Annotated in this window: 18 protein-coding genes; 6 read left to right on the top strand and 12 right to left on the bottom strand. The window is 50.2% G+C overall.

Translation table 11 applies throughout. The features are described from left to right. Window positions 1–331: 331 nt before the first annotated feature. The 6 genes from JW878_02035 to JW878_02010 form a co-directional block, all read right to left on the bottom strand. Window positions 332–505 (bottom strand): 50S ribosomal protein L24e, encoded by a 174-nt coding sequence (locus JW878_02035; protein ID MBN1761846.1) that lies wholly within the window; start codon window positions 503–505, stop codon window positions 332–334. A gap of 7 nt (window positions 506–512) precedes the next feature. Next, complete coding sequence (locus JW878_02030) at window positions 513–728, bottom strand: 30S ribosomal protein S28e (protein MBN1761845.1); 216 nt, start codon at window positions 726–728, stop codon at window positions 513–515. A gap of 46 nt (window positions 729–774) precedes the next feature. Continuing rightward, window positions 775–1,182 (bottom strand): 50S ribosomal protein L7ae, encoded by a 408-nt coding sequence (locus JW878_02025; GenBank protein ID MBN1761844.1) that lies wholly within the window; start codon window positions 1,180–1,182, stop codon window positions 775–777. An 11-nt stretch (window positions 1,183–1,193) separates the two neighbouring features. Further along, window positions 1,194–2,411 carry an ORC1-type DNA replication protein gene (locus tag JW878_02020; protein ID MBN1761843.1) on the bottom strand — a complete coding sequence of 406 codons (1,218 nt, stop codon included), beginning with the start codon at window positions 2,409–2,411 and terminating at the stop codon, window positions 1,194–1,196. 115 nt (window positions 2,412–2,526) lie between these two features. After that, window positions 2,527–3,690 (bottom strand): thiolase domain-containing protein, encoded by a 1,164-nt coding sequence (locus JW878_02015; protein MBN1761842.1) that lies wholly within the window; start codon window positions 3,688–3,690, stop codon window positions 2,527–2,529. A gap of 9 nt (window positions 3,691–3,699) precedes the next feature. Further along, window positions 3,700–4,737 (bottom strand): hydroxymethylglutaryl-CoA synthase, encoded by a 1,038-nt coding sequence (locus JW878_02010; protein ID MBN1761841.1) that lies wholly within the window; start codon window positions 4,735–4,737, stop codon window positions 3,700–3,702. Between the two features lie 48 nt (window positions 4,738–4,785). Here JW878_02010 and JW878_02005 point away from each other — a divergent pair, with 48 nt between their 5' ends. Continuing rightward, entirely contained in the window at window positions 4,786–5,889 is a 1,104-nt protein-coding gene (locus JW878_02005; GenBank protein ID MBN1761840.1) for an aminoglycoside phosphotransferase family protein, read from the top strand. A 74-nt stretch (window positions 5,890–5,963) separates the two neighbouring features. Here the strand turns inward: JW878_02005 and JW878_02000 are convergent, their stop codons facing one another. The 4 genes from JW878_02000 to JW878_01985 form a co-directional block, all read right to left on the bottom strand. Then, window positions 5,964–6,227, bottom strand: a complete 264-nt coding sequence (locus JW878_02000) for an HNH endonuclease (GenBank protein ID MBN1761839.1) — start codon at window positions 6,225–6,227, stop codon at window positions 5,964–5,966. Between the two features lie 146 nt (window positions 6,228–6,373). Continuing rightward, window positions 6,374–6,718: a nucleotide-binding protein gene (locus tag JW878_01995; GenBank protein ID MBN1761838.1), complete on the bottom strand. Its 345-nt coding sequence runs from the start codon at window positions 6,716–6,718 to the stop codon at window positions 6,374–6,376. After that, on the bottom strand, window positions 6,709–7,482 hold the full coding sequence (locus JW878_01990; protein MBN1761837.1) for a hypothetical protein: 774 nt from the start codon (window positions 7,480–7,482) through the stop codon (window positions 6,709–6,711). The genes JW878_01995 and JW878_01990 overlap by 10 nt, the downstream gene beginning before the upstream one ends. Before the next feature lie 130 nt (window positions 7,483–7,612). After that, the gene (locus tag JW878_01985; GenBank protein ID MBN1761836.1) at window positions 7,613–7,789 is read right to left on the bottom strand and encodes a hypothetical protein; all 177 of its coding nucleotides are present in this window, start codon (window positions 7,787–7,789) and stop codon (window positions 7,613–7,615) included. 157 nt (window positions 7,790–7,946) lie between these two features. On the opposite strand from JW878_01985, the gene JW878_01980 reads away from it, so the two are divergent. Both JW878_01980 and JW878_01975 read left to right on the top strand, forming a co-directional pair. Next, on the top strand, window positions 7,947–9,770 hold the full coding sequence (locus JW878_01980; GenBank protein MBN1761835.1) for a DUF5591 domain-containing protein: 1,824 nt from the start codon (window positions 7,947–7,949) through the stop codon (window positions 9,768–9,770). 71 nt (window positions 9,771–9,841) lie between these two features. Further along, entirely contained in the window at window positions 9,842–10,186 is a 345-nt protein-coding gene (locus tag JW878_01975; protein MBN1761834.1) for a hypothetical protein, read from the top strand. A 15-nt stretch (window positions 10,187–10,201) separates the two neighbouring features. On the opposite strand, the gene JW878_01970 is transcribed toward JW878_01975, so the two are convergent. Next, a complete protein-coding gene (locus JW878_01970; protein MBN1761833.1) occupies window positions 10,202–10,807 on the bottom strand; it encodes a dephospho-CoA kinase in 606 nt (201 codons plus the stop codon). A gap of 58 nt (window positions 10,808–10,865) precedes the next feature. Next, window positions 10,866–11,888: a H4MPT-linked C1 transfer pathway protein gene (locus JW878_01965; protein ID MBN1761832.1), complete on the bottom strand. Its 1,023-nt coding sequence runs from the start codon at window positions 11,886–11,888 to the stop codon at window positions 10,866–10,868. A gap of 72 nt (window positions 11,889–11,960) precedes the next feature. Here JW878_01965 and JW878_01960 point away from each other — a divergent pair, with 72 nt between their 5' ends. The 3 genes from JW878_01960 to JW878_01950 all read left to right on the top strand — a co-directional run bounded on the left by JW878_01960 (window position 11,961) and on the right by JW878_01950 (window position 14,564). Beyond that, window positions 11,961–12,686 carry a nucleotide exchange factor GrpE gene (locus JW878_01960; protein MBN1761831.1) on the top strand — a complete coding sequence of 242 codons (726 nt, stop codon included), beginning with the start codon at window positions 11,961–11,963 and terminating at the stop codon, window positions 12,684–12,686. Window positions 12,687–12,702: 16 nt separating this feature from the next. After that, complete coding sequence (locus JW878_01955; GenBank protein MBN1761830.1) at window positions 12,703–13,971, top strand: ATP-binding cassette domain-containing protein; 1,269 nt, start codon at window positions 12,703–12,705, stop codon at window positions 13,969–13,971. 119 nt (window positions 13,972–14,090) lie between these two features. Further along, a complete protein-coding gene (locus JW878_01950; protein ID MBN1761829.1) occupies window positions 14,091–14,564 on the top strand; it encodes a hypothetical protein in 474 nt (157 codons plus the stop codon). Window positions 14,565–15,323: the final 759 nt, after the last annotated feature.

Below are 15,323 nucleotides of genomic sequence, written 5' to 3'. Positions count from 1 at the left end.
TGAGGGCATTACAGATCACGTTTGGACATGGGAGGAATTATTGATGTTCAAAGTGAGTCATGAAAGTTAGGACATCACCGAATATTTAGGACTACTATTTCTACAAGTTACGGGCTATTCGCTATTTGAAGGATAATCGGGGCAGTAGTATTTGTGATTAGTATTAAAACTTAGGTGCCAGACTATAATTGGGTGTGGAGTGGTCGGGGCTTTTGTTATATAAACCCCCATAAAAACTACTGGCGGTGCGTGACGAAACGAAACAGAACAAAACAAAATAAAACAAAGGAAAGGAGAGAACGGGCGGGAATTCGTCAGTCGGCTGGTCTGGCTATTCCTTTGACCCTGCAGCCCACTTTAATTTCCTGCTCTTTCGCCTCAATTTCAGCATGTTGCGTTCGCACTTAGAACTACAGAAATAAAGAACAGTTCCATCGCGCTTCACAAACATCTTCCCGGTTCCGGGCTCTAAAGACGTATCGCAAAAAGAGCATTTGATTTCCATTCTCTCGTTACCTCCTCGTATGTAGTTTCCGCACTTCTCTTGCCGTCTCTACGAGCACTAAGACATCACCCACTTTTATCGGGCCAATGCAGTTCCTCGTGAGGATCCGGCCCTTGTTAACGCCATCAAGGATCTTGCACTTCACCTGTATGGACTCACCGTGCATTCCGGTCCTACCCACGATCTCTAAGACCTCTGCCGGTGTTCCCCCTTCTTCGCTCATTTCTTACCTTGCCTTTTACTCACGTACTCACTCACTCATCAGGTACTTACTCTGTTAGCTTCTTAAGCTCCTCAGCGATCTTATCAATCGCCTCTCCAGCTTTTCCGGGGTCCACGATGGCAACAGAGGCGCAACCTTTGTTAATACCACAAGCAGCACCTAAATCTCTCTGGCTTTTAACGTACAAGTACGGAATACCCTTCTCTTCACACAGCGGTGGAAGATGCATGGCAATCTCCGGTGGAGTAATATCCTCACTTATAACCACTAATTTCGCCAGTCCTCTTTCGATGGTCTTTGTGGATTCGTTCGTTCCTTTCTTTATGGTGCCTGTCGTCCTTGCCAACTCGACCGCTTCTAAGGATTTGGTCTGCAACTCGTCCGGTACCTCGAACGTGACATGCCCCGTCGTCTGCTTTCCCTTCTTTTTCCCTTTTTCTTCTTTATCGCTCATCTTTCATCCCCCTACAATGTTATCTGCTGTCTTACTCTAATAGAAGATATTGCTTTAAGTTTATAGTCTTCAAGCAATACCGGTCGCACGCACTCTTCCGGCACACTGAGGGAGATCTCCTTCGTCCGTCCGTATCTGCCCTTGCTCACGATCACCGCATTGACCAAGCCCAGGATGTCCAATTCCGAGATGAAATCGGTAACACGCCGCTGTGTTAGGGCATCCATGCCCAAATGGTTGCACAAACGCCGATACATAGTATACACTTCGCCGCTGGAGAACCGCCTTTTGGTTCGCTCGCGGCTTAAAATGAGGATACTACTGAGCACAATCTTTGATTGGAGCGGCAGCGTTTTTACCACTTCCGTCACTCGGTTTGTTTCAATCTTGTCGCTTGCCTGTCTCACATGATCCTCACCTACCGTTTTCGCGCCTGCACGTTCCGCGAGTTCGCCGGATACCCGGAGCAGGTCAAGAGCGCGCCGTGCATCGCCATGCTCAGACGCCGCGAGTGCCGCGCAGAGTGGAATCACGGGATCACCAAGCGTATTCACCCTAAACGCCTTATCAGCCCGCGCATACAGGATATCTTTCAACTGATCGGCATCGTAAGGCGGAAATATTATCTCCTCTTCGCCCAACGAGGACTTTACGCGCGGGTCCAAAAGGTCTGTGAAAGTAAGGTCGTTCGAGATCCCGATAAGACTTACCCGCGCATTCGTTAACTCGCCGTTTATCCGCGAGAGGTTATATAACGCTTCATCTCCTTTGCTCGCCAACTTGTCCACTTCGTCTAATATAACAATTACGTGGCGTTTCTCCGCATCTATTCCGCTCTTGAACTCCGCATAGACCATGTCGGTCGGCCAGCCGATCATCGGAACGTGTTTGTTAAAGACACGGGCGAGATAGGCAAATATGCGATACTGGGTATCGAACATCTCACTGTTGATATACAGCAGGGAGCAATTACTGCCCGTCTTCTGTGCCATATCCTCCAATTCTTTACTTACGTATTTTACCGTGGAGGTCTTCCCCGTCCCGGTCTTACCGTAAATAAGGATATTGGAGGGTGTTTCCCCTTTTAACGCGGAGGAGAGGATATCGGCCAAGCTTCTTATTTGCTTCCTCCGGTGCGGTAGGTTTTCAGGGATATAGGTAGGACGAAGCACCTCCTTATTTGCGAATATCTCCCCATCGTTTATCAGGTCTTTAAATAGGTTATCCATAGTTTAGTTTATCTCCGCACGGCCCCATCTCGATACAATTTGCAATGATGTAAGCTGTTGGAAGTAACCTTATTTATAGGTTGTCATAACACTTACGGTTGCACTTCGAGTGGAACTAACGAGAGAAGATGTGTACGATGGCTGTCGCTCCGGTTCCACCGATATTATGCGTCAGTCCGACTTCAGCGTTAGGGACCTGCCGTTTTCCTGCTTCTCCTCGGAGTTGCTGCGTTATTTCCACTGTCTGCCTTATGCCCGTTGCGCCAAGAGGATGTCCGCACGCCTTCAAGCCGCCAGAAGGATTTACCGGTATACGACCGCCTATTTCCGTCTCACCTTCTTCGGTAACAACGCCACCTTCGCCTTTGTTACAGAACCCTAAATCTTCGATGGCAATCAGTTCAGAAATCGTATAAGAATCGTGCACTTCGGCGAAATCGATCTGTGACGGCTCTAAAGATGCCCGCTGATACGCCTTCTTCGCCGCACATAGCGTTGCATCCATCGTGGTGATGTCGCGTCGATCGTGGAGCGAGATGGTATCACTCGTCTGCGCGGATGCTTTCACATAGACTGGTGAATCAGAGTAATCCCTCGCCTTGTCAGCAGCGCATAGAACGACCGCAGCCGCACCATCTGCGATGCTCGAGCAGTCCAACATGTGGAGCGGATCCGCAACAATGGGCGAAGCAAGCACGCCTTCTACGCTTATCGTATTCCGGAATTGTGCATACGGGTTGTGAATAGCGTTAGCGTGATTCTTTGCCGCAACCCGGGCCATTTGCTCGCTCGTCGTGTTGTAGCGCTCCATGTGTGTCCGCGCCATCATCGCGAATAAGGCCGGCAGGGTCGCACCGTAAATCGCTTCCCATTTCCGATCGACAGAAGAGGCAAGCAGATCCTCCGCTACATCCGGCTCCACATCGGTCATCTTCTCCACACCCGCAGCTATTACGAGGTCGTACCAACCGGAAGCTACCGCGAGCACGGCTAAATGCAATGCAAGAGCGCCGGAAGCGCACGCAGCTTCTACACTCGTGGTAGGAAGGTGTAATCGAGCTAACCCAGCGTAATCGGCGATCAGTGGCCCGGTATGCTCTTGCCCGGTGAATCGGCCTGCAGACATATTCCCGCCATAGAGCGCCTGTATCTCATCGCCGCTGATCCCTGCGTCCTCGATCGCCTTCAAACCCGCCTCTACTGCGATGTCCCGGAACGATTTCTCCCAGAGTTCGCCGAATTTCGTCGTTCCCGCACCTATTATCGCTACTTCTCTCATTTCATTAGTTCACATCCTTATTTTCCTTTGATGCTTGGCATACCCGGCGTAATCGAGATACTTACCGGCATGAATGAAGTCCGCGACCTTTGGTGCGCGGTTCCGCAGCTCCTCGATGCGATCGGTCACGCGGAATGCAAACGAGTCTGAACCAGCACCTGAGCCGAAGGAGGTTAGTAATATCCGTTGCGAGGGCGACGCCTGGTCGAGGGTCGCTGCGAGTCCAATCAACGACGCTGCCGAATACGTGTTCCCGAAGTGCGTTACCATCAAGCCAGGCTTGAGCTGTTCGGTGGTGAACCCGAGAGTTTTCGCAGCCTTGAGCGGGAATTTACCGTTTGGCTGATGGAACACGGCGTAATCGAAATCGGATGGTTGGAGTCCGGTTTTTTCCATAAGCATCTTTGAGGCTGAGAGGGTATGCCGGAAATAAGCAGGCTCGCCGGTGAAGCGCCCGCTGTGTGCGGGGTATGGCTGGAGTTCTCTGCGCCAGAAATCAGGCGTATCAGAGGTAAACGACGCATAGTTCTCGATCTCCGCGACGATATGGTCTTGCCCGACGACAAAAGCCGCGCCGCCGGCACCTGCGGAGAATTCTAAGGCATCGTCGGGGCGTGATTGTGAGACGTCCGCGCCGATTGCAAGCCCGTATTTTATCGCTTTGAGCGATACGAGCCCCATACACGTTTGTATGGCTGCAGTACCAGCTTTACAGGCGAACTCGAAGTCCGCAGCGGTGATGGAATAGGAAGCGCCGATCGCAGCAGCAACGATGGTGGCGGTAGGTTTGACGGCGTACGGGTGGCTTTCCGAACCGACGTAGATAGCGCCGATATCCGTCGGGTCGAGGTTCGCGCGCCGAATAGCAGCCCGAGCAGCCTCTACTGCTATGGTCGTGGTATCCTCGTCGACATCCGGCACGGCCTTCTCCTCGACAAGCAGCCCGGCTTTGATACTCGCGGCATTTTCGCCCCATTGGTTCGCTATATCGTCCACCCTTATCCTGTAAGAGGGCACGTACACGCCATACGAGACTAATCCTATCATGAGAAATAGATTTAAGGGGGCAAGATATAAAAGTTACTTCGGAGATCGATGAACGATAAGATACGAGCGTATTTAGAGCGCACGTTTGGAACGCCGGTAAGACTCATGAGTGTAAAAGAGCTGGGCCTTGAGTCCGGGCCGGTGGAAGGCAAAGAGCAGGACGTAAAAGGGTTCGGGTACGGCAAGCCGTATTTCGTGACGTTCGAGCGCGGCGACACCGGCGAAGTACGGGACGTGGTGATCTCGACGATGAAGGGTGACGGGTTCGGGCACGACCATTTCTCGGATCGTGCAGGAATCCTGCTCTGGCAGCATCACGCGTTCAATACGCTGCCGAAGCACGTGCGATCGCTCGACGTCGGGTACCTCACGAAGGACGGAACGATGGCATCGGCAGGCGATGCCGAAGAGTTTTTCATTGTCTGCGATAAGGTGGAAGGCTCGGAATACGTCAATGATTTAAATAGGTTACGAGATGGCGGGAGCCTGCGGGAGCTGGATAAGGAGCGGGTAGCGGCGATGGCTTCCTATTTGGCGGATATCCACGCGGTTAAGAGCGACGAGGCAGAACTGTACGTGCGACGGATCCGGGAGCTGGTGGGGCACAGCGAATGCATCTTCGGACTGACCGACAGTTATCCCTCAGATAATAAGTTCATTACAAACGACGAACTGAAAGAGATAGAGAAGCGTTGTATCGACTGGCGCTGGGAACTGAAGGCGCGAACAAAGCGGTTATGCATGGTGCACGGCGATTTCCATCCCTGGAACGTCATGTTCAGGGAGGGCACGGATTTTACCGTGCTCGACCGCAGCAGGGGCGAATGGGGCGAAGCGGCGGATGACGTAACCGCGATGACGATCAACTATCTCTTCTTCGGGCTGCTCAAAACCGACGGCAAAGAAGTTGATACGGATTTCAAGGCGTTATTCAAGCTGTTCTTTGACGTTTACCTTGAGAAGACGGGCGATTATGAGCTGTTAAAGGCAATCAAGCCGTTTTATGCGTTCCGCGGGCTTGTCGTTGCCTCGCCGGTCTGGTACCCGCATATCTCGCTGGAGACGAGGAGGAAGTTGTTTAACTTCATCAGGAATGTGCTCGATGCGGAGACGTTTGATTATAAGGGCGTGGGAAAGTATCTGGAAGGGTGAAGAGGGGTAATCAGAAGAGAATTCGGAAATGCACCAGCGTTTCTCCAGTCTCAGAGCAGTCTAGACTGATTCATTCAATTACTCTTTTTATATGGGTACTTGTCAGACTTTTCCCTATTCTCTTTCCAGTGTGCAGGCTGAATATTCCTATCGCTATCGGTTCCGCCTGTACTCTTTGGCTTTCTGTGATCCAATTCCCATCCATACTCCCCTTTAGTTCCGTATGATCCTCGGCGAATCACATTACCGTAAGGGTCTTTACGCCAAATGTTTTGATTCTTTCCTCGAATAGGTTTACCTTCTTCCCATGCATCATTAACGTCTTTTTTAGAAGGCATTTTTCTTTTCTCCTCGTAGGCTTAACTATATCCTTTTATTTTTATCATTCCTTACTTGTACATAAATAACTTTTTGAAAATCAATTAAAACCGCGGTTGATTCAGAAACTCCTAGGCCATCAAAATTAAGCAAATAGCCAGCTATCTCATGTTGAAATCTTGAGTATCCCGAATCCAACCAACTCTTTAATTAAATCCATTGATTTAGCTTCTAGCTGATCTTTTGTGAAAGAGATATAACCTAGGTCTCTGAAGTTGCTCGGGAACTCCACTGATTCCTCTTTTAATATCACGATTCTGCTGCCGTAAAGGTATCCTGCTGCCCCTAGTTCGTGTACTACGTTCTCACTTGGACGCCATATCGAATTGCCATCTTTATCAAAGAATTCCTCATCGGCGGTGAATATCAAAATAGCACAATTACATGACTGCATTATCTCCTTGACCTTTGTACCAATGGGGCGTCCAAGATTTGGTTCATCTATGGAGATTTTATAGGGAACCTTGACTGATCAAGAATTCGCTTCAGTTGTTCCAATGGCTTCTTATTCTTTCCATGGCCAATGAAGATACCTTTACCCAACTCCTCACGTTTGCCCGGGAGTTCATGTTCCTTTGTTGGACCTAGTTGAGTTGCTTCCTCTCCGGCTAGTTCTTCTTCCTCTTTTTCTTCCCCTTCTATTTTGATAGGCTCAGGTACACCACTAAAATCAATAAATTGTTTGTCTTTTATCTCCCTAACAAATCCCACACTTTGTGCCGTGTCTAAGATCATAGTGTACACAGACTCTAATCTTTCCCTAGGAACGCCCATTTCAGCGATCACGTTGAGGGCTATGTCGCGCCTTGGCAGTGGAGCGTTCTTGTACTTTTTGACGAAATCACCTATGATCCTGGGTTTCAGTGCTGCCTCTCGTTTAGCCGCTATGTCGTCACCTTCTTTAGTTGGTTGCAAAATACGTTTCGCTAATGGCTCAACCACTATCTCCTTCGCAGAGGATCCTCCCTTGGTAAAACCATACGCAATAGACGCCCCGCATAGATTTTTGAAAGTACTAGAGGATGGGGTCATGTTGAGTGCGGATGCAACCTGAAGAGGCGTCGCAGGCCTGCCTGCATAATTCTCGACTAGCGCACGTGCAACCCGTAGGGCTCCTTCGATGTCATAAATTGGGATGTCGGACTGGGAAATGTAAGCACGCTTCTTCTCGTGTTGTTGCTTTTTGGTCTCTTTCTTTTCGTTTTCGGTCGCCATTGTTCTTCCCTTTTTTGTTGAATAGGTGGCTAATGCTTTTTAGCTTTATCCTATTATTTCTCACTTGCCCATTAAATAACCCTACCAATTTGGCATACCATTCAGACCATCGGAGATTAGAACTGAAGCTTCAAAAGCGAATCCGCCGAGCCATCTCTTCGTTGGAAATAACCCTTCCGGTACGGGAGTCAATCAGCCCGCGCTCTATCATGCGTTCGAAAGCAAGTTCGCGCATGATCTCCTCGTAGGTTGCATCCTCCGGCAGCCCCTGGATGATTTCAGTCATTCGCGCTTTTAAAGCTGACATTATTCTTGTTCTCCTTATGGCCGATCACTGATTTTTATCCTTATTCTACTATTTCTCACTTGTTTATTAAATAACCCTACCAATTTGGCATACCGCTCAAGCTAGCGCGGATTAGACTTGAAGCTTCAAAAGCTAGTGAAATTTTAGAAATTATAAGATGAGCACCTTTTACGAAGTGAGGAAGCGAGACGGCGCCGCACGTTTAGGTATTTTGTCTCTACCAGGAGAGAAGCAGCAGACGCCGCTGCTCTTCCAAGTTGAATCCTTAAGCAGCGGTAAAGAAGGCTTTGAGGTGCGTTCAGTAGAAGACGCGAACTTCAGTGATCTATTCAAAGAAGATTCGTGGGACGCTCCACGAGGTGCGGTGCTCCTGCCTGAGGTGCATCCTCTGTTTACCAAGTTACAGGAAGCGATTCCTTCGTTATCTGTCGATTGTTACGTGCTCTCTTATGCTTCCGCTTTGCTTTATAGCCCACGCGCGTTCGTCCGCGGCATTATCGATGCGCGCAACGCGATCCCGCCCGATGTCGCATTATGGGCTCCTGCGATTGCAACGGCGGAGAATGCGGCGTTACTGTGCTACATGGGTGTGGATCTGATCGATGATACGACTGCGATGATCCAGGGCTACCAGGGCATTTATCACACGGAGGAAGGTGCTGTAAGCCTGACTGAACTGGAGGAACTGCCGTGCACCTGTAGTGCCTGCTCCTCGTTAACCGCAGACGAGCTACGTGGAAAAGCGGGAAAGGAGCAAGCGGCGTTATTGGCGAAGCACAATACGCTGCTGCTGGAGAAGGAGCTGAAGAAGGCACGAGAGCACATCCGAGCAGGCAGCTTGCGTGAGTACGTGGAGCTGAAAGTACGCTCATCACCGTTTTTTACTGCGGTATTACGAATCTTAGACCGCGAAGAAGCTGCGTATTTCGAGAGAAGGACACCGGTGGCTCGTAATCACGGCATGATGGCGAATACGCTGGAATCGCTGAAGAGGATAGAAGTGAAGCGATTTGCGAGCCGCGTTCGGGAACGATACGAACCCCCCGTGCGGCAGATTCTGTTGCTCCTGCCCTGCTCAGCACGAAAGCCGTATTCGGTGTCGCCTTCACATGAGAAGTTCAGCGAAGCGATTGACCGGTATAGCGGCTGCATTCATGAGGTTATCCTGACATCGCCGCTTGGTGTCGTGCCGCGTGAGCTGGAAGTGGTGTACCCCGCCGCGTTCTACGATATCCCCGTAACGGGCTACTGGGATGCGGAAGAGCGTGCGTGGGTATCCTCGTGCTTGCGTGCGTATATCGAGCGAAACGCTAAGAACTATGAGCACATCGTCGCACATCTCAGCGGAGCGTACAAGGAACTCGGCTCTGGCGTTGCGGACGAGTTGGAACTAGAAGATGTGATGTACACATGTGAGGAAGGCGAGGACGTAACGTCACGAGAAGCGTTGACTCGGCTTAAAGACCGAATAGTCGAGCTGTGTGTTGATGAACGACGATTATCAGGCTTTGAGAAGAAACTGAGCATGATCAGGGCAATGGCTGATTATCAGTTCGGACTCGGTGCGGGAAACGCGCTCGTATCGCGTAAAGAAGGCGAACGACTGAAAATAAGCGGGAAGTATCCAAAATACAAGCTCAGCATGAGTGGTAATGTGATTGCACGCATCGTGCCCGAATACGGGCTTCTCGTGCTCACTCTTACAGGTGCGCAGCGAATTAAGGAACTGATGTCGGCGTACACGTACACGGTGCACATTGGCGATTTCGTTCCTACGGGGTCGATACTGGCGCCGGGCGTTGTGAGCGCAGGTGAGCATATCCGCGTGAACGATGAGGTTGTCTTTACCGGCGACAAGGCGTTTGGTGTGGGTCGAGCGAAGATGAGCGGCTGGGAGATGGTAGAATCGCGTAGAGGCGTCGCGGTGGATGTGCGTGAGGTGGTGGCGCAAAAGCCAGATGATGATTGGCCACGTATGTGAACGGGAACGCTGCTGAGAAAGAAAACAAAAACTATTTAAATTCCAAGACTATCATTCAGTATTACAGAGCGATGTCTGAAGAGAAAGAAGTCTCAGAAATTTTTTTGAAAACCGTGGACGAATTTTGTGAGGATAGTGACGCGATTTTCAACGAATTTGATGTGATACACGAAGCCTATAAGAAGGGCGAGGGTACTATGGACGCGTTAAGGGAGTTTCAACTCAATAGAGCGAGTATTTTCTGTCTGATCGATGCCTTTTTCCATAAAGAGGTGGAGTTTGAGGACAAACTTGAGAAAGCGGGGCTAGCGAAAAAGAAGCTAGATAAGATACGCGAATTCAAAAAGCGCTTCGCTGACTTGGCAGATGAGATAGACCTGTATGTCTTGAAGGAGATAGGCGTGGGTCGGTGGTGACGGGTTACGTGCCTTTTACGAGGTAAAAGTCGCAAACAGAGCACGCACTTGCTTCTCCGTCTCTTCTCGCGTGCCTTCGTTCGATACGACATAATCGGCGAATTGTAGCTTATCCTGCAGTGGCATTTGCAATCTGATCAGGTTGCGCGCTGCCGCTTTCGTTAGGCCGTCTCGCGCCATTAACCGCTTCATCTGCGTCTCCTCGCTAGTGTAAACGACGATTACCGCATCAAAGTCATTCTGCATTCCCGTCTCTATCAAGAGCGGGACGTCAACGACAACGAGCGCATTTGGCTTCGGATCTATCTTCTTTATCGCTTCTATTCGCTCCACGCACTTCCGTCTCACTTCCGGATGCATGATCGCCTCTAATGCCGCGCGTTGCGTATGATCGCTGAACACAATCGCGCGCAGCTTCTTGCGGTCTATCGCCAAATCCTTTCCTAAAATATCGCCCCCGAAGACACGCACGATCTCCCACCACGCCTTCGAGCACGGTATAACAACCTCTCGACTGAGCACGTCGCAATCGATAACGTAAGCGCCGAGTTCCATGAACGTGCGCAGCACGAGACTCTTACCGCTTGCCACTCCGCCGGTTAGACTTAGGATCCGCATCATTACACTTTTTCTTTTTGCAAAAAGAAAACCTGTGCTAAAAGAAAAGCCAAGAGGGTTTTTAGTCACGCTTATTATTAGGCCCGTACTCTAAGAGCTTTGCGACCGCAAATGCTGGGAACGTGGCTGCTACGGCTTTACCGTAACGAGAAGCCAGCGATACGAACTGCAAATCTTCCGAATCCGCAGCTTCCTGCACGATGAAGTCCCCGATTCCTGCTGTTACGACCGTTTCCAGGCCGTATTTCGCTTTCACCATGCCCACCGAAGCTTGGAGTGCTTTTACCTGTGCCCGCTTTACCTGCTCTGCAATTGCAACCGCGCCCTTTTCTCCAAGCTCTTCGAGGTCACTGCAGACGACTCGTGCCAGCCGCTGCAACGCGCTTACTCTGCTTTTCTCAGCAGCTTCTCGACTCGCAAAGGCATAGCTGTTCGGACTACTACAACTGTAATCAGCCTCCGTTATAGTACCGAGCACGAGATAGGCATCCGCGGTGATTGCGAACAGCTCTGAGGACATGCCGCACGCTTCGTTATCACCTATTTCGAACTTATCCAGCAGCGTGGCAATATTGGTACGCAAAATGCCGGAATAAATCAGTTCGCCAGTTTTCAGTCGTTCAAGGTCTGTCTTTCGCGCTCGTATCTCACTGTTTACTATTGGTATTACATCGGTCGTCGTGCTGCCGATATCCACGAAGATCGCATCGTGATACTGCTCAGCGATGAGCGTTGCCGAGGCTAGCCAGTTGGTCGCGGCAAACGAAAGCGGATCCTTATCCACTGCCGCCCCCTCTTGGAACGTGCAATTCTTGTCGAAGAAGAGTGGCGCTTCAAAGGTCGCAGCAAGCGCGTGCTTTATCTGTAAAACGCCCTCCCGTTTTGTATCGAAGCAGTCGCTGAGTTCGCCGGTCATCACCGCGCCGACTGCTTCTATCTCAGTTCCAAACCTCCGGATCACTTCTGGCAGTACGTCGCAGAGACACGCCTTATTCTGCCATAGCGGTGCGTACAGCGAATCGACGAATCCGTCGGAGGTGGCTATTTTCGTATTCGCTCCTCCCACATCTATGCCCAGGAACATGCTATCAAATTTAAAAAGGAGCGTTACGTAAGAATATACAGTTTCTTGGATAGTTTTTGCATTCAATGAACCATGACAAAGCGTGAAAAGAGCAGGAGAAAGGACTTTGAGGATCGGATTGATCGCCTGTCCCGAGAGGTTGAGGCTTGCAGTAAGACGGTAGAGGCCGAGTTAAGCGACCTTACGTGTGCAAAAGGCGGACTGAGGGGAGTAGCGACCGAGCTGGCGCGAATAAAAGAGATGCTCGCTGAAGAGCTGACCGAGAAGAAGCTGGAGGCGATAGGCGACGCCGTGGAGATTCTGGAAGAGGGGTTAGCGGCGAAGCGTAAAGAAGTGGAGGAGCGATCAACGGGCAAGGAGGAAGAATACGTAACCCAATTAAAATACCTGAAGGCCGATTTCGAGAATTATAAACGGCGAGCGGATAAGGAGAAGTGCGAATTTGGCGATTATCTCCGTGGAGGTTTTGTGCTCGATTTGCTGCCGATTAAAGACGCATTAGAGGTTGCGATCGGGCATGCACAAGAGAATAGCAATGCTGAAGGGCTAGTAAAAGGTGTGGAGATGACCGTGAAGCAGCTCAACAAGCTTTTGAAACGCGAAGGGCTCGAGGAGATAGCGGCCGAAGGCAAGCAGTTCGACCCGTTCAGGCACGAAGTGGTCGCGAAGGAGAGTGCCAAAAACCGTCCGGAGAACACGGTGATAGAAGTACTGAGAAAGGGCTATCTGCTCCGTGGGAAGGTTATCAGGCCTGCAATGGTGAAGATCGCCGTAAAAGGGGATACGGATGCGACGTAACCGTAATTAATTGCCGATGGCGTTAGAGATAAAGGATGTGGATGCGTACTACGGGTGTGTGAAGGTACTGGGGAGTGTTGATTTCAGTGCGGCCCGAGGCGAGCTGTTAGGGATCATCGGGCCGAACGGTTCGGGCAAGACAACGCTCCTTCGAACGATAGCGCGTATCCTGAAGCCGCGAACGGGCGCGATTCTCTTAAACGGCGAGCAAGTGCAGCAGATGAAGGATCGGGAGTTCTCACGGAAGTTCGCGACGGTGCCGCAGGATACCGCCATCAATTTCGACTTCTCGGCTCTGGACATTGTGCTCATGGGCCGCAATCCGCATTTGGGACGATTAGAGCTGGAGAGTGAGAAGGATATAGCGATCGCACGCCGGTGTATGGAGCTGACCAACTGCTGGCATCTGGCGGAACGGCCGGTAACCGAGCTGAGCGGCGGCGAACGACAGCTGGTGGTCATCGCACGCGCGCTGACGCAAGAGCCGAAAGTTCTCTTGCTGGATGAGCCGACGTCGCATCTCGATATCAATTACCAGATCGAGATAATGGAGCTCCTCAAGTACCTGATTGCGCACGAAGGCCTGATCATCATTGCAGTTATCCACGACCTCAATTTGGCCGCGCAGTACTGCGATCGGTTAGTGCTGTTACGCAAGGGCATGATCGTCGCGATAGGCTCGCAGTACGAGGTGTTAACCGCAGAAAACATCAAAGCAGCCTTCGGCGCGGACGTTATTGTGAAACGGCACGAAATGACGAACCAGTGCTATGTCTCTCCGGTTCCGGCATCGGTAAAACGCCCAACCGAGGCGGGACGGAGAACCACCGAGATTACGGTTCATCTGATCTGCGGCGGTGGTGAGGGCGCATCGCTAATGCACCTCCTTTCTGAACGCGGTTACAACGTGACCGCCGGTGTGGTGAATCTGCTGGATACCGATCACGAAGTTGCGCAGCTCCTGAACATTCCCGTGGTGACCGAAGCGCCGTTCTCGCCGATAACCGCGGACACCTTTAACGCGCATCTTAAGCAGATCGAGAAAGCGGACGTCGTGGTGCTCTGTAATATCCCCGTGGGGTTCGGTAACCTCAAGAATGTGGAAGCGGCGGAGCTGGCACTGACGCACCAGGGTAAAAAGCTCGTGGTCGTTGAAACGATCCCACTAGCGAAACGGGATTTTACCGATGGCGAAGCCACTCAACGGCTTACCATCCTGAAACATAACGGTGCTGTGGTGGTCACGAAACCGGAAAAAGTGATTGACGTGCTGGATACCGTGTAGGAGCACTCTCTGGATCGTGAACGAGTCAGTAGGTGATCTCAATTCGCGTTCGCACAATAAACTCAAATCGAAAATTTTATATGGCATCCCGCTGTAAGCAGTAATTGGAGGTGATGTAGATGGCACTTACCGAAAAACAAATGGGATTTGCCCAAGCACGAGCGGAAAGTGTGGGCTTGGTAATGTCGTACTATAGCAAATTTGGCGAGGGTGCATTTGACGTGGCAAAGAACTATTACGCGCAAATGGGAAAGATGATGGGCGAGAACCTCAAGCGCAGCATGAAGATCGAAGGGAACGACGCGAATGCCGTGGCCGCGGCGCTTAATGCATTTTTGTCCCAAGTTGCTGGAATGACCGAGGCCGCGAAGGTGGAAGGGAACAAGGTGATTTGTGAGAACGAGGGCTTCTGTCCAGTAATGGAAGCGGTGAAGATGCTCAACGCACCGTGGGAGAAGGTCTGCGTCAACTGCTCGTGGCCCATGTTCGAGGGAATAGCTCGGGGAATCAATCCTGACGCCACGATGAACGTTGAAGAGTCCAGAATGTGGGGTGACAAGTGCTGTAAGCACGTTGTTACGGTGCCCGAGTAATATCATTACTCGAGGTCGTTGTCAACGAAATTGGCACGAGTGGAATTGGAATAGAAGAAACTGAGGTATTCATCCTACGGAAAGTGTTGCGAAGAGAAAGCGCGTGAACGGAACGAAAGGAATTATTACGGAAGAGATTGTGAACGAATTGGAGGATTATTAGGTGTGAGGAATAGGATAAGAAATCTTTTAAACCATGTATAATATATCTCTATTTAATTTGCACGCGCCCTTTGCTAAATTACAAGCTTCCATATTCAGGGCATGTACGTTAGAGACTGATGGGACAAGCACGATATCAGGAGGTATGATATGACGGACGAAGAAATCGCTCAATATAATCAACTCTGTAACGCTTGCTGCCGCTTATAAGTACATAGATGACGACTTCATAAGTGGTTTGGTCTTGATGCTTGGATCACTATTGCTATTGGCATTAACGATTGCGTTGTATAAACATCGTTTTTTCCATGATACGCGAACGGCAATAATAAAAGCAATTGAAGAAAAATGGGCAAAAGAAAAACGGATAACATCGCCAGCTCAAAGAGAAACAGAAACAGGAAAATATTCTACACTCATACCGGATAATCTAATTGTGAAGCCACAAAATATATGGGAATTTCAAAGTGCGATCTTATGGCTCAAGATCTCAATGAGGGTAATGACATGTTTTATTTTCATATTAGGCATTCTGAAATTACTATCTTTGGATTGCTAGACTTTTTGTAAATCACAATGTATTTATTGATTTATATC

This window comes from Methanomicrobia archaeon, from assembly GCA_016930255.1.
Lineage (GTDB): Archaea > Halobacteriota > Syntropharchaeia > Alkanophagales > Methanospirareceae > JACGMN01.
The sequence above is the reverse complement of the archived record's forward strand: the minus strand, read 5'-3'. Positions and strand labels throughout refer to the sequence as shown.

Bases quoted from the DNA above. Each gene is read 5' to 3' on its own strand.
- JW878_01960 (MBN1761831.1), top strand. From the start codon at position 11,961: ATGACAAAGCGTGAAAAGAGCAGGAGAAAGGACTTTGAGGATCGGATT.
- JW878_02030 (MBN1761845.1), bottom strand. From the start codon at position 728: ATGAGCGAAGAAGGGGGAACACCGGCAGAGGTCTTAGAGATCGTGGGT.
- JW878_02005 (MBN1761840.1), top strand. From the start codon at position 4,786: ATGAACGATAAGATACGAGCGTATTTAGAGCGCACGTTTGGAACGCCG.
- JW878_01965 (MBN1761832.1), bottom strand. From the start codon at position 11,888: ATGTTCCTGGGCATAGATGTGGGAGGAGCGAATACGAAAATAGCCACC.
- JW878_01950 (MBN1761829.1), top strand. From the start codon at position 14,091: ATGGCACTTACCGAAAAACAAATGGGATTTGCCCAAGCACGAGCGGAA.
- JW878_01990 (MBN1761837.1), bottom strand. From the start codon at position 7,482: ATGGCGACCGAAAACGAAAAGAAAGAGACCAAAAAGCAACAACACGAG.
- JW878_02010 (MBN1761841.1), bottom strand. From the start codon at position 4,737: ATGATAGGATTAGTCTCGTATGGCGTGTACGTGCCCTCTTACAGGATA.
- JW878_01955 (MBN1761830.1), top strand. From the start codon at position 12,703: ATGGCGTTAGAGATAAAGGATGTGGATGCGTACTACGGGTGTGTGAAG.
- JW878_02015 (MBN1761842.1), bottom strand. From the start codon at position 3,690: ATGAGAGAAGTAGCGATAATAGGTGCGGGAACGACGAAATTCGGCGAA.
- JW878_01985 (MBN1761836.1), bottom strand. From the start codon at position 7,789: ATGTCAGCTTTAAAAGCGCGAATGACTGAAATCATCCAGGGGCTGCCG.
- JW878_02020 (MBN1761843.1), bottom strand. From the start codon at position 2,411: ATGGATAACCTATTTAAAGACCTGATAAACGATGGGGAGATATTCGCA.
- JW878_02025 (MBN1761844.1), bottom strand. From the start codon at position 1,182: ATGAGCGATAAAGAAGAAAAAGGGAAAAAGAAGGGAAAGCAGACGACG.
- JW878_01980 (MBN1761835.1), top strand. From the start codon at position 7,947: ATGAGCACCTTTTACGAAGTGAGGAAGCGAGACGGCGCCGCACGTTTA.
- JW878_02035 (MBN1761846.1), bottom strand. From the start codon at position 505: ATGGAAATCAAATGCTCTTTTTGCGATACGTCTTTAGAGCCCGGAACC.
- JW878_01970 (MBN1761833.1), bottom strand. From the start codon at position 10,807: ATGATGCGGATCCTAAGTCTAACCGGCGGAGTGGCAAGCGGTAAGAGT.
- JW878_01975 (MBN1761834.1), top strand. From the start codon at position 9,842: ATGTCTGAAGAGAAAGAAGTCTCAGAAATTTTTTTGAAAACCGTGGAC.
- JW878_02000 (MBN1761839.1), bottom strand. From the start codon at position 6,227: ATGCCTTCTAAAAAAGACGTTAATGATGCATGGGAAGAAGGTAAACCT.